Raw genomic sequence first — 20,355 nt, forward strand, 5'->3', positions numbered from 1 at the left:
AACAATCGTCATTATATTTCTGAAAAAGTAGTTTCGGTTGATTACGTTCGACCAAGTGGTGTTCTGACGATTGAAAACAATAACCCAGTAGCAGGCACCTTTGATGCGGTTGTTAGCAAAATTGTTGCACCGACTGGTCTAAAAGAGGTTTTAGTTCCATCATGGAGTTTGGTTGGTGGTCAAGATGACCTTATCTGGCACAAGGCAACTCTCCAAGCTGATGGCTCTTATCGTGTAACTATTAAAGCGAGCGATCATAAGAACGATAGTGGGAAATACAACGTTCATGTACATTTCATTGATGCCGATAATCATCGACGTTATGTGACAGAGGCAATTACAGAAGTTCATCAGGTCAAACCAAGTGGCACAGTAACGATTGAGAATAACAATACTGAGAAAGGTACTTTTGATGCCGTTATTCGTAATGTAGTCGCTCCAACTGGTTTGAAAGAAGTTTTAGTCCCTACTTGGTCTAACAAAAATGGTCAGGATGATCTAGTCTGGCATAAAGCAATTCGTCAAAGTGATGGCAGCTACCGTGCAACCATTAAAGCATCTGATCATAAGAATGATACAGGTGAATTTAATGTTCATATTTACTACGTAGATCAAAATAATCAAAAAGCCTACATCACAAAGACAACGACAGAAGTACGTGAAGTTAAACCAAGTGGCACTATAACAATTGAGAACAACAATACTGTAACAGGCACATTTGATGCCGTTATTCGTAATGTTTTTGCTCCAAATGGCTTGAAAGAAGTTCTGATCCCAACATGGTCAGATTCAAACGGGCCTGATGATCTAGTCTGGCATAAAGCAGTGCGTCAAAGCGACGGTAGTTATCGTGCGACCATCAAAGCCTCAGATCATAAAAATGAGGATGGTAAGTACAATGTCCATGTTTATTATGTAGATCAAACTAATCAACGAAATTACATCACAGAAACCACGACAGAGGTACGTCAAGCCCGCCGTTCTGGTACAATCTTAATCCAAAACAACAACAAGGATACAGGTACCTTTGACGTCATCATTAAGGATGTCTACAATCCTAAAGGTGTGCGAACTGTGCAAGTCCCAACTTGGTCGGATAAGGACGGCCAAGACGATATCCGCTGGTATGAAGCAACTCGTCAAGCGAACGGAGACTACAAGGTATCTGTTAAAGCCAGCGATCACAAGAACTCTACTGGTAAGTACCATATCCACCTCTACTACATCCAAAATGATGGCTCTCGTGTGGGTGTTGGTACCACGACGACAGAAGTCGAATTCCGAAATGCTAAGACAAAGACACAAACAGGGATCAAGAATGTTAATTCTGGTGCTGGAACCTTTACGGTAACGGTGGATCAAGCGCCTCAGGGACGTCGGATTAAGAACATCCGTGTTGCAGCCTGGTCTCAAGCGCACCAAGAAAATCTCTACTGGTATTCAACGGCACCTTCTGGTATGCATACAGAAGTGCAGGTTTCTGCAGCAAATCACCAGTACCAATCAGGCAACTATACCACTCACGTCTATGTGGATTATGTCGATGGTGGCGTTGAAGGCTTTAACCTTGGTCAAACAGCCCTTCATCCCCGTGCGACTGTAGATCAAACTGCTTTTAGTCCTCGTGTAACGAATGGACAACGGGACCGTGTCTTACGGGCAGCAGCTAGTCTAGTGGGCGTTCGTGGCGGCACTGCAGCTCACCATCAATTGGTCAATGATTATAACAGTGTTAAACCACTTCCGGTTGGTTATGCAGTGAAGACGACCGATGACTGGTGTGATATCTTTGTCACAACAGTCTTCCAGCGGGAAGGTTTGAGCGGTTTGATTGGCCGTGAATGTGGAGTCGAACGTCACATCCAGATTTTCAAACGCTTGGGCATCTGGAATGAAGATGGTACCACTACACCAAAAGCAGGGGACATCATCACCTTTAACTGGGATCAAAATAGCCAACAAAACAATGGCTTTGCGGATCACATCGGAATTGTTGAGAGCGTCTCAAATGGGATCATTCATACCATTGAAGGAAACTCCAACAACCAAGTCCGTCGCAATACCTATCGAATCGGACATGGCAATATCCGTGGATTTGCCACCCCACGCTATCAATAATAAAAAGGGAGTGGGAAAGAACTCTGACTAGTTAAAAAGAGTTCGTCTTCCCACCCCCGCACAGTTGATTAGGTCATCTTTGGAGCTTAAAAGGCGAACAAAGATGCCAATCAACCACTGCGTCATACAGTTATTTCTATCAAATATAAAAAGGCTGAACAGTTTTTGTCCAGCCTCTTTTTGTGGCTTCTTTTTTGAATGCAGATAAGTTTTTAAAATAAAATGAGAGATTCTGTCAATTGTTTTAAATGATTTTTATCTTTTGAATTATTCGATAATGACTGGAGACTTTACGCAGTGAGAAAAGTGCTTGAAATATTAGAATTTCAAGCACTCGGGAGTTTTGAGACCTTGGGCTCAAAACTAAGTCATGGAACTTCTTTGAAGTTCGCTGACGTCCGTACTCACTTAAGGAAAGTCTCTAAGAATACTATTTCGGTTCTTTTCTTATTTTTTCAACCTTTCTTCGAAACTCTTAGAAGGGGCCTCGACTTGGATGGTTTCAAGGGTTAATGGATTGGTGAAGGTCAAGCGGTGAGCATGGAGCATGAGTCGCTCTCCGCGTGCAGGGTTATAGAGAGGATCCCCGACAATCGGGTGGCCATGATGGGAGAGATGAACCCGGATCTGATGGGTGCGCCCCGTCTTGAGCTGGCATTTGACCAGGCTGTTTCGTCCGATTTTTTTCAGTTGCGTCACCTGAGTTTCTGCATACTGCCCTTTGCGTGGATCGACCAGGCGCTTGCGCCGATCGTGGCGATCGCGTCCGATTTTATCCTTGTAGACGATGGTCTTTTGTGCTAAGCTGCCTTGGATCAAGGCCCAGTACTCGCGTTGGATGTTTTTATCTTCCAAAATACGGTTGAGAATGGGCAGGATAAAAGGATTCTTGGCAAATAAAATCGCTCCGCTGGTTTCCTTATCTAACCGGTGCACGACGTAACAGGTGGATCCAACATAGCTGGAAACATGGTTGAGAAGAGCAATTTCCATCGGTTCGTTGGCATGGGTTTTCATGCCTTCAGGCTTATTGACGATGATGACATGCTCATCCTGATAGAGTTCTTCGACCAGACTCGGGTCTCCGACTGGGAGCTCTTTTTCAGGGTAATCGTCCGCGTCAAAGATCAGCTGGATCTGGTCTCCTTTTTGAACGGGGCTCTGCCAGTTGATGGTCTCGCCATTGACCAAGACGTGCTTCTTGGTTCGTAAAAAATGCCGGATCTTACGGGGAATGAGGAAGTAGTCCTCAAGCAACTCTTTCACAGTCATCTGGGGAAAGGATTGTGGAATGGTAAATTGATAGTTCATGACCTTATTGTAGCAAAATCTAAGCTTAAAGAAAACTAAATGGGAGAAGGGGATGAGCTATCTTTTCTTGCTAGGACAAGGATAAGGTGTTACAATAACAGGTATGAATAGAATAAAAGAATTATTTGAAAACCTGATCACTTTTTTTAGAAAGGATCATCCGCCCAAAGCGGTGGCAGAAGAAGTGCCAGACACGGAACTACCGGAAGAGACAGTAGAGCCGACCTATAGTCGCTCAGGCAAGCACAGAAGCAAACCGCTCTCTCAACACCCCTTCCGTCGTTTCTGGCGCAGATTCCATTTGACCAAGATTCTCCTGATCATTGGGCTAGGCTTTAGCCTCTTGACAGGGGGCTATCTTTTCTACCTTGCTAAGACGACCAACGTCAAAGATTTGCAGAATGCACTGAAGGCGACCACCATTATCTATGATAAGAATGGGGACCAGGCGGGAAGTTTGACCGGGCAAAAAGGAACCTACGTCGAACTCGATGCCATTAGTGAGAATCTGCAAAATGCCGTGGTTGCAACAGAAGACCGGAGCTTTTACAAGAATAGCGGGATCAACTATGGTCGCTTCTTCTTAGCGATTTTGACCCTGGGGCGCTCAGGTGGTGGGTCGACCATCACCCAGCAGCTAGCCAAGAATGCTTACCTGTCTCAGGACCAGACGGTGGAGCGTAAGGCCAAGGAATTCTTCCTGGCGCTTGAAATCAATAAGAAATACAGTAAAAAAGAAATCCTCACCATGTACCTCAACAATGCCTATTTTGGAAATGGGGTTTGGGGAATTGAGGATGCTTCCAAGAAGTATTTTGGGGTTTCAGCCAGTCAATTAAGCCTGGATCAGTCTGCGGTACTCGCCGGTATGCTCAAGGGACCTGAGATCTATAACCCGCTCTATTCAGTAGAGAATGCGACCAATCGCCGCAATACGGTCCTCCAAAATATGGTGGCGGCCGGCTATATTGATCAGAAAACGGCTGATCAGTCGGCTACTGTGGATATCCATGGCCAATTGGTCGATGCCTATGAAGGCAAGTCGGAGGATTACCGCTACCCATCCTATTTTGATGCGGTCATCAATGAAGCGGTCAATGAATACGGTCTCACCGAAGAAGATATTGTCAAAAATGGCTACCGGATCTACACCGAGCTGGATCAAAATTACCAAGCAAGCATGCAGGTAATCTATGACAATACAGCCCTCTTCCCAGTAGCGGAAGACGGCACGCGCGCAGAGTCCGGTAGTGTGGCCCTTGATCCTAAGACTGGTGGGGTTCGGGCTCTCGTAGGTCGTGTCGGTAGCGATGAAAATCCAGGATTTCGGACCTACAACTATGCTACCCAAGCTGCTCGTAGTCCGGGATCGACCATCAAACCTTTAGTGGTCTATAGCCCAGCTGTTGCGGCAGGTTGGTCGACCAATAAGGAATTGGACAATAGTACCACACAATATGGAAGCTATGAGGTCAATAACTACGCGGGAATCCAGTCTAGCCCAACGGTACCGATGTACCAGGCCCTGGCAGAGTCCCTTAACCTTCCAGCCGTAGCGACCGCTAATGATTTGGGTCTTGATACGGTCTTTGAGTACGGGAAAAAATTTGGGCTCAACATGGACAAGGTGGACAAGTCGCTTGCCGTTGCCTTGGGAGCTGGTGTGACAACCAATCCGATGCAGATGGCTCAGGCTTATGGCACCTTTGCAAACGGCGGGGTCATGAATGATGCCCATCTTATTACCAAGATCGAAAATGCCAGTGGTCAAGTGGTCAAGAGCCACAGCCAGAAATCAACCCGAGTGCTTAGTGGTTCAACGACAGATAAGATGACCAATATGATGCTTGGTACCTTCAGTAATGGTACAGGGGTGAACGCTGCGCCTTATGGCTATACCATGGCAGGGAAAACCGGTACGACAGAGACCAGCTTTAACAAGGACCTCTCTGGAGACCAATGGGTGATCGGCTACACGCCAGATGTGGTCATCAGTCAGTGGCTTGGTTTCCCAACGACCGATGAAAATCACTACCTGACGGACAGTAGTGCTGGAACGGCGTCCGAGATCTTCCGCAATGTTGCCAACAGTGTCCTGCCTTATACAGACGGTACCCAGTTTGACTCGGTGAAGAACTCTTATGCTGAAAACGGCATTGCGCCAGTCGGAGAAGAAACGACAGAAACAGATAGCAAAGAAGACAAAGGTTTCTTTGAGGATGTCAAAGAAAAGGCGTCGAATATGGTCGATGATGCGAAAAAAGCAATCGACGAGGCCGATATTCCAGGAAAAGCGAAAAACGCTTGGGATACCTTCAAAGGCTGGCTTGGTTTCTAATCAAAAAGAGAGTGGGACAGAAATCGGTAATTCGTTAGAATTCGATTTCGTCGTCCCACCTCCGCACAGTTGAGTAGGGCTGTAAAAGCTGATGAAATCAGCGTAGTAGAGCCCACTCAACCACTGCGTCTTGCTCGACAATCCAAAAATAATTGAGAGGCTAGGACTTTTGTCCTAGCCTCTATTTGTTTAAAGTTCACTATCTGACAAGCTAAAGGTATCGCCGTGTTGGAGATCCCCGTACTGGTAGCCCCGTTTGAACCAGCGCATGCGCTGTTCCGAAGTTCCATGGGTAAAGCTATCTGGTACCGAGTAGCCGTAGGCTTGCTCTTGAAGAGTGTCATCCCCGACTGCATGGGCTGCATTCATGGCTTCTTCGATATCGCCGATATCTAGAAGGTTTCGGTCTTGAATGGAGCGGGCCCAGACACCGGCTAGGTAATCGGCTTGTAGCTCAATGCGGACACTGATGGCATTTCGTTCCTTTTCAGAAAGACCTTGTTGCATCCGATGGTATTTGCCAAGGATTCCCAGCTCATTTTGCACGTGGTGGCCGACTTCGTGGGCGATCACGTAGGCCATGGCGAAGTCACCGCTAGCCTTGTATTTGGTTGTTAATTCCTTGTAGAAGCTCATATCCAAATAAATCTTCTTGTCGGTTGGACAGTAGAAAGGACCAGCCGATGCTTGCCCAACCCCACAGCCTGTCTGTGTCCGTCCGGTATAGAAGACTAGTTTGGGCTCATGGTAAGTACGTCCTTCAGCTTGAAAGACCTTGTGCCAATGATCTTCTGTTGTTCCAAGGACCTTGCTGACGAACTCGGCATCTGCATCGTCGACATGGGTCTTGTTGGTGCGCGTAACTTGGGTGGATTGGTAAGGTTGAGAAGAAGTCCCATTTCCAAAGAGGCCCCCAAGACTAGCGCCACCACCTCCTAGAAGAACCAGAAGAAGGATGAGGACTATCTTACTCTTGAAGCTTCCAGACGATAGCAAAATTTGTAAAATGCCCCCGCCAAGGTTACTGTTGCCTGAAGACTGGGAGTAGCTTTGCCCCCTTCGGTCTTCGATATTTCTACTTTCTTTTAGATGATCGCTTTTCATATTCGTCTCCTTTTGTTTTATTTTACCAAAAATGAGGCGAAAACCAGAGTGATAACGCTTTAGATTTGCTTTTTTCTTGACAGGAGATTTTCTGTTCTTGTCAAAACGTGGAAAACTTGCTATAATGGGATGAACGGAGGCGTTATGGCATTAAAAAAAGCAAGTCTAGCGTGTACGGTTTGTGGGTCACGCAATTACTCCATTAAGTTGAGTGGGACGCCAAAACCAACACGTCTAGAAGTCAATAAATTCTGCAAGCATTGCAGCAAGTATACCATCCATAAAGAAACACGATAGGAGAGAGTTGTGAAATTCATTAAAGATATTTTCGTCTTACTAAAAGATACAACTTGGCCAAATCGCAAGGAAAGATGGAAAAACTTTATCTCAGTGATTGAGTACACCGCTTTCTTTGTTGCATTGATTTATTTGTTTGACAAAGTCATTGCACGTGGCCTATTGCACATGATCAATTTCTTTTAAGAAAAGAAGCCAGGTGGGATCCCCAGGGTCCCACTTTTTGCGGTTTTTTCTTAAAAATAAATCAGCAAACCTCTTTGAATTCCTGCAAAATGTGGTATAATGAAGCTAGGGAAAGGAAAGCCAAGAGGCTTTTTTTAGTATGTTCACAAAAGCTCGAGCAGGCTAAACAGAAAGAAAGGATGCCCAAATGGACAGTTTTGATAAAGGCTGGTTTGTACTACAAACCTACTCAGGATATGAAAACAAGGTAAAAGAGAATCTTTTGCAACGTGCGCAAACTTACAATATGTTAGAAAACATCTTGCGCGTAGAGATTCCAACTCAAACCGTACAAGTTGAGAAAAACGGTAAAACCAAAGAAATCGAAGAAAACCGCTTCCCAGGTTATGTCTTGGTTGAAATGGTCATGACAGATGAAGCTTGGTTTGTCGTTCGGAATACACCGAACGTTACTGGTTTCGTCGGATCACACGGGAACCGTTCAAAACCAACTCCATTATTGGAAGAAGAAATCCGCAGCATCTTGCTCTCTATGGGTCAAACCGTTCAAGAGTTTGATTTGGATGTCAAGGTGGGCGATACGGTTCGTATCATCGACGGTGCCTTCACAGACTATACTGGTAAGATCACTGAAATTGATAACAACAAGGTGAAAATGGTCATTTCTATGTTCGGTAACGATACGGTTGCAGAAGTGAATTTGAACCAAATTGCTGAATTGTAAGAAAAATAGAACCCTCCAAGAAAAACTTGGAGGGTTCTTTGTATGGATCGTTATTGATTTTTATCCAGGCCAGTGATCTTTTTTAACTGCTTGGTTTCTGCAGCAGACGTAACATTGAAGATCTTATTTCCTTGTGTAGAAAAGCTAGATTCATCTCCGTTGCTATCTTTATAGACATAGCTGGTCCCATTTTCTGAACGCATAATGGTATAGGGTTTTCCGAGACGTTCGAGGGCCGTTTTTGGTGTATCGGATTTGGAAATGCTGCTAGTAGACTGGTGGTTGGCATCGCCCCCTCTTAGTCGGAAGGTGATATCTGTTAACACATTATTGCGGAAGAAAGCCATGATATCGCCATTGTCTGTTGCCCAAACATTGACCCCATCGCCAGGATTCGCACTGTCTGTGCTACTTACGGGTTGACCAAAGGCCGCAACTACGTCATCGTAACTGCTTCTTTCTTTTGGCCCACCAACCTCTTGTCCATCTTCGGTTCTTAATACAAAACCGGTGGTAGGGTGGAGGTTCTTGAGCTTTTCGATCTCAGGAATGGATGCAGCTCCTGGCACATATTGGAGAGATGCGCCATCATCTGGATCCAAGCTGAAGCGACCTGAAAAATCATCTGAGCTACTGCTGTCTGAAGAAGTGCTAGACGATCTACTAGATGATGCTTTGGTAGAAGATTGTTTGATCGGTTTTCTAGAGCTAGAAGCTGTTTTTGCTGGTTGCGCAGAATTGGCAGGTGAGCAAGCTGCTAGTGTCACTAGTGAAAGAAGGCCGATCGTAAAGAAACGAATGTTTTTCATAAATACCCTTTCTAATGTGCTTCGCCGATCAGGCGAGGTTTTATTATATCAATAATCAAGGAATGGAGCAAATGGCAACAAAAAAACCCCCTATTGCTAGGGGAATTTTTAAAAGATAAAAGATGATAAAAAATTTTATTATCAAGGCGGTAGACGGATTTGAACCGACGATCAAGCTTTTGCAGAGCCGTGCCTTACCACTTGGCTATACCGCCATAACATATAATATTGTAACCTAAAAATAAAGATAGGTCAAGAAAAACTTTTTGCTTCAAATCATTGCAGATGGGGAATGCTGAAAAAATCTCTCAAATAGCTTGCGAATTCTAGTGATTTCTGCTATACTTATAGAGTTGTCTAAGACAGCAAATACTCATCTCGGATCCATTGTGGCACCGTTGCCCTTGTGGTCGTGCTGCAAGTTGACGTCTGAGAGAGGAGAAAAAAACAAAAAAGGAGAAACTACTCATGGCAGTAATTTCAATGAAACAACTTCTTGAGGCTGGTGTACACTTCGGTCACCAAACTCGTCGCTGGAACCCTAAGATGGCTAAGTACATCTTCACAGAACGTAACGGAATCCACGTTATCGACTTGCAACAAACTGTAAAATATGCAGACCAAGCATACGACTTCATGCGTGATGCAGCTGCAAATGATGCAGTGATCTTGTTCGTAGGTACTAAGAAACAAGCTGCTGATGCTGTTGCAGAAGAAGCTGTTCGTGCAGGTCAATACTTCATCAACCACCGTTGGTTGGGTGGAACTCTTACTAACTGGGGAACAATCCAAAAACGTATCGCTCGTTTGAAAGAAATCAAACGCATGGAAGAAGATGGAACTTTTGAAGTTCTTCCTAAGAAAGAAGTTGCATTGTTGAACAAACAACGCGCTCGTCTTGAAAAATTCTTGGGCGGTATCGAAGACATGCCTCGTATCCCAGACGTAATGTACGTTGTGGATCCACATAAAGAACAAATCGCTGTTAAAGAAGCTAAGAAATTGGGTATCCCAGTTGTAGCGATGGTCGACACAAACACTGACCCAGATGATATCGATGTTATCATCCCAGCGAACGATGACGCTATCCGCGCTGTTAAATTGATCACTGCGAAAATGGCTGACGCTGTTATCGAAGGACGTCAAGGTGAAGACAGTGTTGCTACAGTAGAAGCTGAATTGGCAGCTACTGAAGGTCAAGCTGATTCAATCGAAGAAATCGTTGAAGTTGTAGAAGGCGACAACGCTTAATTTCATTCAATAAGTAACGAACCTAAGAGGGCAGGGCTCAGCCCGACCCTCTTATTTTATTAAAAAATATAGGAGAACAAAAATGGCAGAAATTACAGCTAAGCTTGTAAAAGAATTGCGTGAAAAATCTGGTGCCGGTGTCATGGACGCTAAAAAGGCATTGGTTGAAGTTGAAGGTGATATCGAAAAAGCGATCGAATTGCTTCGCGAAAAAGGTATGGCTAAAGCAGCTAAGAAAGCTGACCGTGTTGCCGCTGAAGGTTTGACTGGTGTTTATGTCAACGGTAATGTTGCAGCAGTTGTTGAAGTGAATGCTGAAACTGACTTCGTTGCGAAAAACGCTCAATTCGTTGAATTGGTAAACGCAACAGCGAAAGTGATCGCTGAAGGTAAACCAGCTAACAACGAAGAAGCTCTTGCTTTGACAATGCCTTCAGGTGAAACTCTTGAAGCTGCATACGTATCTGCAACAGCTACAATCGGTGAAAAAATTTCATTCCGTCGTTTTGCTTTGCTTGAAAAAACAGATGCACAACACTTCGGTGCTTACCAACACAACGGTGGACGTATCGGTGTTATCTCTGTGATCGAAGGTGGAGACGAAGCACTTGCTAAACAAATCTCAATGCACATCGCTGCAATGAAACCAACTGTTCTTTCATACAAAGAATTGGATGAACAATTCGTGAAAGATGAATTGGCACAATTGAACCACGTCATCGACCAAGATAACGAAAGCCGTGCAATGGTTGGTAAACCAGCTCTTCCACACTTGAAATTCGGTTCAAAAGCACAATTGACTGACGAAGTGGTTGCTCAAGCTGAAGAAGATATCAAAGCTGAATTGGCAGCTGAAGGTAAACCAGAAAAAATCTGGGATAAAATCATCCCAGGTAAAATGGATCGCTTCTTCTTGGACAACACAAAAGTTGACCAAGCCTACACTCTTCTTGCACAAGTCTACATCATGGATGACAGCAAGACAGTTGAAGCTTACCTTGAATCAGTAAATGCTTCAGTTATCGAATTCGTTCGTTTTGAAGTTGGTGAAGGTATTGAAAAAGCTTCAAATGACTTTGAAGCAGAAGTTGCAGCTACAATGGCAGCAGCTCTTAACAACTAAGAATAAAAAATAAGAGGTTTCGAAGGAAACCTCTTTTTTGTAAGATAAATTCATCTAAATAACTCACCTAAGGAAAGATTCAGAGAAAATATTATGTGAACTGATATCATGGGCTCATTCTTTTGCTTAATGTGCGAAGGTATCGATTCCTAGAAGCAGAGACAGGGTTCCCATGATGAGGCCGGCTAGTATCACTCCGAGCATGACTGCGAGGCTACTGCGTTTGATGTCCCAGTCAAGGATAGAAGCTGCAAGAGCTCCGGTCCAGGCACCAGTTCCTGGTAAAGGAATGCCGACGAATAGGAGTAGGGCCCAGAAAATTCCCTTGTCTCCTGCAGCTTTTTCTAATTTCTGTCCGCCTCGATGGCCTTTATTGAGACACCAGCTAAAAAAGCCTCCGATAATTGGTTTTTTTGCCCCCCAAGTAAGAATATGGCGGGCGAAGAAGAAGATCAGAGGGACGGGGAGAAGATTTCCGATCACTCCGATCAGGAGCGCTGTCCATAAGGGAATACCATTTGCAATGGCAAAAGGGATGGCTCCACGCAATTCAACAAGGGGCACCATGGAGATCAGGAAGGTAAAGATATATTTCATTAGTCAAGCCTTTCGATTAGTCTTCTTCATTCTATCGTATCTTCCTTCAATTGACAACTATTCCAGCTTTGGAATGAACTTTTTAAATCTTTTATCTTGACTTTCTGGTGGAGGAAGCATATAATAGAGACATAGTTAATTAGAATCATTATAAAAAAGGAGAAACGATATGACAACTATGAAACATGAAGCAGCTACTGATGTAGCAACTTTTGCACCTTCTAATAAAGAAACTCTTCCAGAAACAAAAGCCCTCTTGAACCAAGTCGTAGCAGATCTCTACGTCGCTCACATTGCCCTTCACCAAGTACACTGGTATATGCGTGGACGTGGCTTTATGGTTTGGCATCCAAAGATGGACGAATACATGGACAGCTTGGATGCAACCTTGGATGAAGTGAGCGAACGCTTGATCACTCTTGGTGGCGCGCCATATTCTAGCATGACTGAATTTTTGGAACACAGCAATATTGAAGAACGCCGTGGAACATTTACGAAAAATGTAGAAGAAAGCTTGACACGTGCTCTTGAAATCTTCCATTACCTTGACGGCCTTTACCAAAAAGCTTTGGATGTTACCGACGCTGAAGGCGACGATGTAACCAACGATATCTTTGTTGGGGCTAAAGCAGAACTTGAAAAGAACATTTGGATGGTGGCAGCTGAACTTGGTCAAGAACCAGGATTATAAGATCATAAAAAAAATAGAAGCCATTGGCTTCTATTTTTTTGGTGTTTTTTCTAGTGGGAAAAATTAGTAGAAATTTATTTAGGAAGGATAAATCCATTCGATGTGAGGTGCGCGTTCTTTAATTTGCTTTTGTATTGTATTAAAATCGGCTCCTTCTGCATTTGAAAAATTCACCTTGTCGAGTAGTTTGTCCTTCTTATCATAAAAATAAAGAAAGCGATCTGTATAAGTAACATCGTTAGCGGAGCTAGTCTTTATTTTGTATTCTATTTTATGGATGTCGCTATATTTCATCTGTAACTGGTTTCGATATGCATTTCCAATAGTATAGATAGCATCATCAGTGATAGTGAGGAGGGGAGGCTCAATTGCTGTCATCCCATTGTAGCAGGCGATAAGTAAGAAGGAAGCGATAGAAAATCCGGTGAATACAAGAAAAAGAAAAAGAAAATCATCATTATTTCTTGAACTTGAAAGCTGAGAGGCTTCGGTATTCCTTGCGGACGTGATTTGATTCTGGGTTGAAGAGTAGTGAAGTTCTTGCCTTGAACTAGAGAAGGTCCCTTGGGGAGTTGATTTTACTTGAGAACCTGATTGGATTGCTTGAAATAGAAAAATTAAAATCATCACGATTATAGGAACGATAGAATAGGAATAAGAAATTTTTTCTTTTTTATATTCTATTTTTTCACTCATAGGTAAACCTCATTTTTTTACATTAGTTGAACCATTTTATCATATTTTTATTACGGGTAGGTAACAAATAAAGCTTGTTTGTACTAATTAAAGGAATTCTTAATCTAACTATAGTTGGAGCGAAATCGAGGCCTATCGCTCCTCTTTTTTTGGTATAGTTAATATGTGATTTTCTGTAAGCATTCGCAGGTATAAGAAAGCGCTTACAAATTTAATTGTTAATCCTAAGAGGAGGTTTTTATGGGAAAGTCTTTTTTTGAAAAGCGTCCTGTTTTTAGTATTCGTAAGCTCTCAGTTGGAGCTTGTTCTGTTGTGATTGGGATTTCTGCCTTGGGACTTTCAAGGGTCCATGCGGAAGAAAAGCCAGCCCTCGAAAGTGAACCGACTTCGATGGAGACACCAAGTGTTGTGACGGAAAACTCAGAAGCGGAAGTTCCTGGAGCTGGTGCAAGAGTTTCAGAAGCTCCAGCTGTCATCACCCCTACCAGAGCTGAGGAAAAGCCAGCCCCTCAAGGAGAGGGCCAGCCTGTTTCTACTTCATCTGAGCGTGCTACAGGAACGGAAGAAACTGCTGCTCCAGATCAAAATCGTGTAGCGGAGGATATTGTGCAAGATCGAGAACGTGATTTTAATAAAGATTGGTATTTTAAATTAAATGCGGCTCCTGGTGCAGAAGGGCGTCAAGTGGATGTCAAGGATTGGAAAAAATTAGATCTTCCTCATGACTGGTCTATTTTCTTTGATTTTGATCACAACTCTCCTGCTCAAAATGAAGGGGGGCAATTAAACGGTGGGGATGCTTGGTATCGTAAGACCTTCCGTTTGGACGACAAGGATCTAGATAAGAAGGTCTGCTTGGAATTTGGCGGGGTTTATATGGATTCCAAAGTCTATGTAAACGGACAATTCGTTGGTCATTATCCAAATGGCTACAATGCCTTTTCTTATGATATTACTCCTTATTTGAATGCGGATGGAAGCGAGAATACCATCGCCGTTCATGTGGTCAATCAACAACCAAGTAGCCGTTGGTATTCTGGTAGTGGGATTTACCGGGATGTGAAGCTGAGTGTAACGGACAAGGTTCATTTAGCGCAGTATGGGACTACGATTACGACCCCTCAGTTGGAAAAACAGCAAAATGGTGCAGTGGATACAGTGGTGAAGAGCCGCATTGTCAACCAAGATGATCAAGCCCATAGTATTTATGCGGAATATGAAATTGTCGATCAAAATGGCCAAGTGGTGAGCGAAAAAACGCGCAGTGAAGCACAAGCTGTTCTAGCAGGTCAAGAGATCAACCTATCTCAAACCTTGCATGTTGAAAAACCAACCCTCTGGGATGTGAAAACGGATCATCCAGCTCTCTATACCTTGTATACGCGGGTTTATAGGGATTCGCAGTTAGTAGATGTTCAAAAGGAACGCTTTGGTTATCGCTATCTCAACTGGACGCCAGAAGGTGGCTTCTTCCTCAATGGGGTGGCGACGAAATTCCACGGGGTATCCCTTCACCATGACCACGGGGCTCTTGGAGCTGAGGAAAATTACAAGGCTGAATACCGTCGTCTCAAACAGATGAAAGACATGGGGGTCAATGCGATTCGGACGACCCACAACCCAGCCAGTGAACAAACCTTAAAAATTGCTGCTGAGTTGGGCTTGATGGTTCAAGAAGAAGCTTTTGATACCTGGTATGGTGGTAAGAAACAATACGATTACGGTCGTTTCTTTGAAAAAGATGCCACTCACCCAGAAGCTCGTAAGGGGGATACTTGGTCCGATTACGATCTACGAACCATGGTAGAGCGGGGCAAGAACAATCCAGCCATTGTCATGTGGTCAATCGGTAACGAAGTCGGTGAAGCAGATGGTTCAGACAAATCTGTCGCAACTGTTCGTCGCTTGGTCAAGACCATCAAGGACGTGGATGCAACCCGCTATGTCACCATGGGAGCTGATAAATTCCGCTTTGGCGATGGCTCAGGAGGCCATGAAAAAGTAGCGGCAGAGCTCGATGCGGTTGGCTTCAACTATTCAGAAGCCAACTATGAAAGCTTACGGGCGAAACATCCAAACTGGCTCATTTATGGTTCTGAAACCTCTTCTGCGACGCGGACACGGGGCTCTTACTACCACCCTGAAAGAGAATGGGTCGGCAGCAACCAAGAAGACCGCCACTATGAACAATCAGACTACGGCAATGACCGGGTTGGTTGGGGGCGGACAGCGACAGCCTCTTGGACCTTTGACCGTGATCATGCCGGCTATGCAGGACAATTTATCTGGACTGGTACCGACTATATCGGTGAGCCAACCCCATGGCACAACCAAAATGACACACCTGTGAAAAGTTCTTATTTCGGTATTGTCGATACTGCCGGCCTTCCAAAGAATGATTTTTACCTCTACCAAAGTCAATGGGTATCGGCTGAGAAACATCCGATGGTCCATCTCTTGCCACATTGGAACTGGGACAATCCAGAATTAGCCAATCGTGTCATGGATGAAGAAGGTCGGATTCCTGTTCGTGCCTTCTCCAATGCCCACAGTGTGGAATTGATTGTCAATGGGGAATCACAAGGAGTGAAGACTTTTACCAAGAAGACCACAGCTGATGGCCGGACCTACCAAGAAGGGGCAAACCCGGATGAACTCTATCTAGAGTGGTTGGTCCCTTATGTACCAGGTAAAGTGGAAGCTATTGCGCGCAACGAAGCGGGTGAAGTGATTGCGAAAGATCAAGTCGAAACAGCCGGCAAGGCTGCGGGTGTTCGTTTGTTGAAAGAAGAACACGCGATCGCAGCGGACGGTAAGGATTTGACCTATATTACCTACGAAATCGTCGATGAAGCAGGTCGTGTGGTGCCAACTGCCAATAATTTGGTGCATTTCCATTTGCATGGACAAGGCCAAATTGTCGGTGTCGATAATGGGGAACAAGCCAGCCGTGAACGCTACAAAGCGCAGGAAGATGGCTCATGGCAACGCAAAGCCTTCAACGGCAAAGGGGTGGTCATTGTCAAATCAACTGAGCAGGCGGGTGCCTTTACTCTGTATGCAGACTCAGACCGCTTGCAATCAGACCAAGTCAGCCTCTTTACAGGTAAGAAGGACCAAGCGGAACGTACTGTCTTAGGTGTGGAACCTGTTCGACAAAGTGCTTATCTAGGAGAAAAGCCAACCTTACCAAGTAAGGTCAATGTGGTCTATAGTGATGGCAAGGTCCAAGAAGAAGCCGTTGAATGGGACGCGGCAGACTATAGTCGTGCTGGCCAAGTCCGTGTGACAGGACATGTTCAAGGACGCACGGTCGAAGCTCTGGTCGATGTGATCGGCGTGGAACAAGTCCTTCCAGTCATCAAACAAATCCCACAGGGAGCAGATCTAGCAACGGTGGATAAAGCTGTGCAATTGGTCTTCACAGATGGCCGGACAGTTAACTATGAAGTCGATCAATGGACCTTGGAAGCTGGTCAAGAAGATCAGTTGTCCACACCAGGAGCACGCTTGAAAGCGACAGGACTCCTAGGCAATGGGGAAACCGTCCAAGCGACACTAGTGGTTGCAGGAGGAGATGTAGCCAAGGCTAAGAAACCAACGGTTCAGCTAGATGGAGTAGCTCTTCCAAAATTTGGTAGTGGCAACCATACCATTTTCCGTTCCCTCGCTTATGGGCAAGAGCCAGGTCAAGTCACAGCAAGTGCAGAAAATGCCCAAGTGACGGTCCTCCAAGCTAACCGTGAAAATGGTTTGAAAGCTCAAATCTTTGTAACTGCTCAGGATACGGGAGCTGTACAGACCTATGTGGTCCAATTCCAAGAAGAAAGTCCACAGATCGAGCGTTTGGAATTGCGTCTGCCAGAAGGACAGGAACTCAAGGAAGACCAAACGGTACCACTTGAAGTCATTGCCCATTACCAAGATGGTAGCCAGGCAAGTCTCAAAGCAGATCAAATCGATGTGAAAACAAGAGCTGGTAGCCAAGGAAAAGCCGTCGCAACCAATAAAGGTTTGGAATTGCGAGAAGCAGGATTGGTTCATTTAGAAGCCAACTACCAAGGACAAACGGGAGAAGTCACCTTTACCATCACGCCAAATCCAGAAGAAAAGACGGTTGTCAAGGTGCGTCCTGTACGGATTAGTACGGATCGAAACATGTTGCCAGCTCTTCCAGAGACCGTCTTGGTCGAGTATGACAAGGGATTCCCGAAAGAAAAACGCGTGACCTGGGATGCTGTGACCGCAGATCAAGTCAAGGATTACCATAGCTTTACAGTCACAGGTCATGTAGAGGGTGTGGAAAAAGAAGCCCAAGCTCAAGTGACGGTTGAAGGCATTATCGCTGTAGAAGAAGTCAGCACTACCACTCCAGTCGGAGAAAAACCAGCTCTTCCAGAAAGCGTGCGGACCTATCACTCTAATGGTAAGACCTATACTGCTAAGGTGTCCTGGGATGCGGTTGATCCGCAACTCTTGGCTAAAGAAGGAGAAGTTGTCTTAGCCGGTCGAGTAGAAGGAACGGATCTTCCAACCCGTCTTCATATTCGTGTTTCCGCAAACACAGTCAAGGGTGCTAACGTTGCAGAGCAATGGACAGGATCTGTCTTGCCACTCGCTTTTGCAAGTGACTCTAACGATGCGGATCCAGTTGCTAAGGTCAATGACAAGGTGATTTCCTTTACCGATGCTCCAGCTAACCGTTGGACCAACTGGGGCCGTAACAATGCGGAAGATTCTGTTGGTATCTTGTTTGGGGATTCTGGTATCTTGACCAAGCGAGCAGTGGACAACCTCCATGTTGGTTTCCACGAAGACCACGGCGTTGGGGCTCCAAGTGAGTATGTGATTGAGTACTATACAGGGGAACAAATCCCAACAGTTCCAAACAATCCAAATCGCGTCAAAGACGAAACAGACCATCCATTTAACAATCCAGCTAACTGGAAAGAAGTCAGCAACCTAACCGTTGAAGAACCGGTAGCAGCTGGCAAGATGAATCATTTCAGTTTTGATAAAGTCGACACCTATGCTGTTCGGATCCGTATGAAGACGCCAGAAGGCAAACGTGGAAGCTCTATTTCAGAGATTCAGGTATTTGCCAATAAGGTGGCAGCAGAAGAAAAGAGCCAGTTGACCATTCGCGTCAATGGCGATGTATTGCCAGGTGTCAACCCAAGTGTGACCGATTACTACATCGATGCGCGTGATCGGGCTTATCCACAAGTGGAAGCGACAGCTAGCCATCATGGTCTTGCAACGGTTGTGCCAAGCGTCCATGAAGGTGAGCCAATCCGTGTCATCCATAAAGCGGAAGATGGGACCATCTTACAAGAATACCATCTCCATCTCACAAGCGATGCAGAAAAACTGAAACAAGCTGTTCCAGTAGCAGTAGAAGCAGGCAGACGTTTTGTGAAAGTCGGTCAAGATCTAGTTCTACCATCTACAGTAGGTGTCTACTTTAAAGGGGATACAGGTTATGAACGCAAGGAACTGACGGTGGACTGGCAGGCTATCCCAGCTGATGCACTTTCTCATGAAGGTAGCTTCACGTTAGAAGGAAAAGTCCTCGGCTATGATCTGACAGCTCAGCTGACCGTTCGGGTGTCAGAAAAGACAGGAGAAATCCTCTCTGTGAACCGTGACTACAATGCAGAGGATACCAGAGCATTTGCTAGTGAAACCAACGATCTCGATCCAAATCAAATCGACTATATCGATTACATCAATGATGGTGGCTACAACGAGTACTACCGTTGGACCAACTGGAAGAGAGAGCCGGATCAAACAGAAGTGTTTGCTGGTCTCATCTTCAAGAAAAATGGTCAAGTAACAGAGCGCTTAGTCAATAAAGTAGCGGTCGACTTCTTTGCAGATCAGGAAACAGGTCTGCCAACGAAAACGGTTCTTGAACGCTATATTGGTCCAGACTTTGATGTCCCAGATGATTACGGCAATCTGAAGAATCTTCCAGATCATCCATTTAACCAAGCCTCAAACTGGGAAGAAATCCCGTATAGCTTGGATTATGCCTTTGAGCCTGGTTATATCTCTAACCTCAGCTTCAACGAAACCAGAACGAAAGCCATCCGTTTAAGAATGGTACGTGATGAAAATCTTAAAGGAATCGGAATCATTGAATTGAGCGCCTATGCCCCAACAGAAGAGGCCCAGGCAACAACTGACGTTACGATCCAAGTCAATGGCAAAGACCTAGAAGGTTTTAAACCAGATGTGACAGAGTATCATCTAGAGTATGAGGGAGAACGTCCAATCGTTTCAGCACAAGGCAAGAATGGAACAGCCGTTACGGTCATCGATGCTAAAAGTGCCAATGCTCCGGTTCTTGTCAAGGTTGTCTCAGAAGATGGCAAGCTCGAAAAAGTATATCAACTTTCTCTATCCGCAAAAGCACCTACAGGCTCAGCCATTCCTGAAGAAGGGGTTAAGAATCTGGTCCATACCAAACCAGAGTTGGTGATTGAGCCAGAAGAGATGGACTTTGAACGCTTAGAACGTCCAAATGCGGATCTTCCAAAAGGTGAGAAACGTGTGGTTCAAGAAGGTCAAAAAGGCCGCAAATTGCGCTTGGTGGAAGTTTCTCAAGAAAATGGTGTGGAAAGCCGGAAGGAACTAGATGCCTTTGTAGAGCTAGATCCAGTGGCGGAAATCACAGAGGTGGGCACGAAAGAAGTGCTTCCAGACACTCCACAACCAGACCCGCAACCACAACCAGAGCCGCAACCAGAGCCAGAGCTGCAGCCACAACCAGAGCCACAACCGCTTCCAAGCCCCGAACGTCCTTATGTCTCAGAAAGACCAGAGCCAGCAGAAACTTCTAAGTCATCTGTTGGAGTGAAACCTGTCAGTCAGAAAGGAATCGTTTCAGAAGGGAAGGCAGTTGAGAAAATAGCTCAGGCGCCAGCAGTTTCGTCTGCTCCAGTTTCCGAAGGTACATTACCAAATACGGGAACGGAAGAAAGCGTCGCAAGCCTTGTGGTAGGTCTCTTAGCAGCAGGTCTTGCCGGTGCTGTGCTGGATGATCAGAAAAAAAGAGCCGATAAGGCCAAGTAAAAAGCTGGATAAGCCAGCAACTATACGGTGAAA

General features: G+C 45.0%; 14 protein-coding genes and 1 tRNA gene. 9 read left to right on the top strand and 6 right to left on the bottom strand.

Going from position 1 to position 20,355, the window contains the following annotated elements; genetic code table 11:
- A partial coding sequence (locus tag HMPREF2685_RS01920; protein WP_070464938.1) for a GBS Bsp-like repeat-containing protein occupies positions 1 to 2,118 on the top strand: 2,118 nt, incomplete at its 5' end.
- Between the two features lie 447 nt (positions 2,119 to 2,565).
- On the opposite strand, the gene HMPREF2685_RS01925 is transcribed toward HMPREF2685_RS01920, so the two are convergent.
- Positions 2,566 to 3,429, bottom strand: a complete 864-nt coding sequence (locus tag HMPREF2685_RS01925) for an RluA family pseudouridine synthase (RefSeq protein ID WP_070464939.1) — start codon at positions 3,427 to 3,429, stop codon at positions 2,566 to 2,568.
- A 103-nt stretch (positions 3,430 to 3,532) separates the two neighbouring features.
- Between HMPREF2685_RS01925 and pbp2a the strand changes: the two genes are divergently transcribed.
- Complete coding sequence (pbp2a, locus tag HMPREF2685_RS01930) at positions 3,533 to 5,767, top strand: penicillin-binding protein PBP2A (RefSeq protein ID WP_070464942.1); 2,235 nt, start codon at positions 3,533 to 3,535, stop codon at positions 5,765 to 5,767.
- 189 nt (positions 5,768 to 5,956) lie between these two features.
- On the opposite strand, the gene HMPREF2685_RS01935 is transcribed toward pbp2a, so the two are convergent.
- Entirely contained in the window at positions 5,957 to 6,871 is a 915-nt protein-coding gene (locus HMPREF2685_RS01935; protein WP_070464945.1) for a KPN_02809 family neutral zinc metallopeptidase, read from the bottom strand.
- Positions 6,872 to 7,015: 144 nt separating this feature from the next.
- Here HMPREF2685_RS01935 and rpmG point away from each other — a divergent pair, with 144 nt between their 5' ends.
- The 3 genes from rpmG to nusG all read left to right on the top strand — a co-directional run bounded on the left by rpmG (position 7,016) and on the right by nusG (position 8,078).
- Positions 7,016 to 7,168 (top strand): 50S ribosomal protein L33, encoded by a 153-nt coding sequence (rpmG, locus tag HMPREF2685_RS10100; RefSeq protein ID WP_003009043.1) that lies wholly within the window; start codon positions 7,016 to 7,018, stop codon positions 7,166 to 7,168.
- 9 nt (positions 7,169 to 7,177) lie between these two features.
- Positions 7,178 to 7,354 (top strand): preprotein translocase subunit SecE, encoded by a 177-nt coding sequence (secE, locus tag HMPREF2685_RS01940; RefSeq protein ID WP_003002261.1) that lies wholly within the window; start codon positions 7,178 to 7,180, stop codon positions 7,352 to 7,354.
- Positions 7,355 to 7,541: 187 nt separating this feature from the next.
- Positions 7,542 to 8,078 (top strand): transcription termination/antitermination protein NusG, encoded by a 537-nt coding sequence (gene nusG, locus HMPREF2685_RS01945; RefSeq protein WP_003002077.1) that lies wholly within the window; start codon positions 7,542 to 7,544, stop codon positions 8,076 to 8,078.
- A gap of 50 nt (positions 8,079 to 8,128) precedes the next feature.
- On the opposite strand, the gene HMPREF2685_RS01950 is transcribed toward nusG, so the two are convergent.
- Both HMPREF2685_RS01950 and HMPREF2685_RS01955 read right to left on the bottom strand, forming a co-directional pair.
- Positions 8,129 to 8,887: a hypothetical protein gene (locus tag HMPREF2685_RS01950; protein ID WP_070464948.1), complete on the bottom strand. Its 759-nt coding sequence runs from the start codon at positions 8,885 to 8,887 to the stop codon at positions 8,129 to 8,131.
- Positions 8,888 to 9,031: 144 nt separating this feature from the next.
- Positions 9,032 to 9,102 (bottom strand) — tRNA-Cys (locus HMPREF2685_RS01955).
- Positions 9,103 to 9,355: 253 nt separating this feature from the next.
- On the opposite strand from HMPREF2685_RS01955, the gene rpsB reads away from it, so the two are divergent.
- The gene (gene rpsB / locus HMPREF2685_RS01960) at positions 9,356 to 10,138 is read left to right on the top strand and encodes a 30S ribosomal protein S2 (protein WP_003002189.1); all 783 of its coding nucleotides are present in this window, start codon (positions 9,356 to 9,358) and stop codon (positions 10,136 to 10,138) included.
- Positions 10,139 to 10,220: 82 nt separating this feature from the next.
- Positions 10,221 to 11,261, top strand: coding sequence for a translation elongation factor Ts (gene tsf / locus HMPREF2685_RS01965; protein ID WP_003001949.1), 1,041 nt, complete (start codon positions 10,221 to 10,223; stop codon positions 11,259 to 11,261).
- 126 nt (positions 11,262 to 11,387) lie between these two features.
- Here tsf and HMPREF2685_RS01970 read toward each other — a convergent pair whose 3' ends face one another.
- On the bottom strand, positions 11,388 to 11,858 hold the full coding sequence (locus HMPREF2685_RS01970; RefSeq protein ID WP_049522574.1) for a COG2426 family protein: 471 nt from the start codon (positions 11,856 to 11,858) through the stop codon (positions 11,388 to 11,390).
- 169 nt (positions 11,859 to 12,027) lie between these two features.
- On the opposite strand from HMPREF2685_RS01970, the gene HMPREF2685_RS01975 reads away from it, so the two are divergent.
- On the top strand, positions 12,028 to 12,549 hold the full coding sequence (locus HMPREF2685_RS01975; RefSeq protein ID WP_049522575.1) for a Dps family protein: 522 nt from the start codon (positions 12,028 to 12,030) through the stop codon (positions 12,547 to 12,549).
- A gap of 78 nt (positions 12,550 to 12,627) precedes the next feature.
- Here HMPREF2685_RS01975 and HMPREF2685_RS01980 read toward each other — a convergent pair whose 3' ends face one another.
- The gene (locus HMPREF2685_RS01980; RefSeq protein WP_049474192.1) at positions 12,628 to 13,245 is read right to left on the bottom strand and encodes a hypothetical protein; all 618 of its coding nucleotides are present in this window, start codon (positions 13,243 to 13,245) and stop codon (positions 12,628 to 12,630) included.
- 240 nt (positions 13,246 to 13,485) lie between these two features.
- Here HMPREF2685_RS01980 and HMPREF2685_RS01985 point away from each other — a divergent pair, with 240 nt between their 5' ends.
- Positions 13,486 to 20,322: an Ig-like domain-containing protein gene (locus HMPREF2685_RS01985; RefSeq protein ID WP_070464951.1), complete on the top strand. Its 6,837-nt coding sequence runs from the start codon at positions 13,486 to 13,488 to the stop codon at positions 20,320 to 20,322.
- The last annotated feature ends 33 nt before the right edge of the window (positions 20,323 to 20,355 follow it).

It is taken from the genome of Streptococcus sp. HMSC074F05 (assembly GCF_001808725.1).
Lineage (GTDB): Bacteria > Bacillota > Bacilli > Lactobacillales > Streptococcaceae > Streptococcus > Streptococcus parasanguinis_I.

Bases quoted from the DNA above. Each gene is read 5' to 3' on its own strand.
- HMPREF2685_RS01925 (WP_070464939.1), bottom strand. From the start codon at position 3,429: ATGAACTATCAATTTACCATTCCACAATCCTTTCCCCAGATGACTGTG.
- pbp2a (WP_070464942.1), top strand. From the start codon at position 3,533: ATGAATAGAATAAAAGAATTATTTGAAAACCTGATCACTTTTTTTAGA.
- HMPREF2685_RS01935 (WP_070464945.1), bottom strand. From the start codon at position 6,871: ATGAAAAGCGATCATCTAAAAGAAAGTAGAAATATCGAAGACCGAAGG.
- rpmG (WP_003009043.1), top strand. From the start codon at position 7,016: ATGGCATTAAAAAAAGCAAGTCTAGCGTGTACGGTTTGTGGGTCACGC.
- nusG (WP_003002077.1), top strand. From the start codon at position 7,542: ATGGACAGTTTTGATAAAGGCTGGTTTGTACTACAAACCTACTCAGGA.
- HMPREF2685_RS01950 (WP_070464948.1), bottom strand. From the start codon at position 8,887: ATGAAAAACATTCGTTTCTTTACGATCGGCCTTCTTTCACTAGTGACA.
- rpsB (WP_003002189.1), top strand. From the start codon at position 9,356: ATGGCAGTAATTTCAATGAAACAACTTCTTGAGGCTGGTGTACACTTC.
- tsf (WP_003001949.1), top strand. From the start codon at position 10,221: ATGGCAGAAATTACAGCTAAGCTTGTAAAAGAATTGCGTGAAAAATCT.
- HMPREF2685_RS01970 (WP_049522574.1), bottom strand. From the start codon at position 11,858: ATGAAATATATCTTTACCTTCCTGATCTCCATGGTGCCCCTTGTTGAA.
- HMPREF2685_RS01975 (WP_049522575.1), top strand. From the start codon at position 12,028: ATGACAACTATGAAACATGAAGCAGCTACTGATGTAGCAACTTTTGCA.
- HMPREF2685_RS01980 (WP_049474192.1), bottom strand. From the start codon at position 13,245: ATGAGTGAAAAAATAGAATATAAAAAAGAAAAAATTTCTTATTCCTAT.
- HMPREF2685_RS01985 (WP_070464951.1), top strand. From the start codon at position 13,486: ATGGGAAAGTCTTTTTTTGAAAAGCGTCCTGTTTTTAGTATTCGTAAG.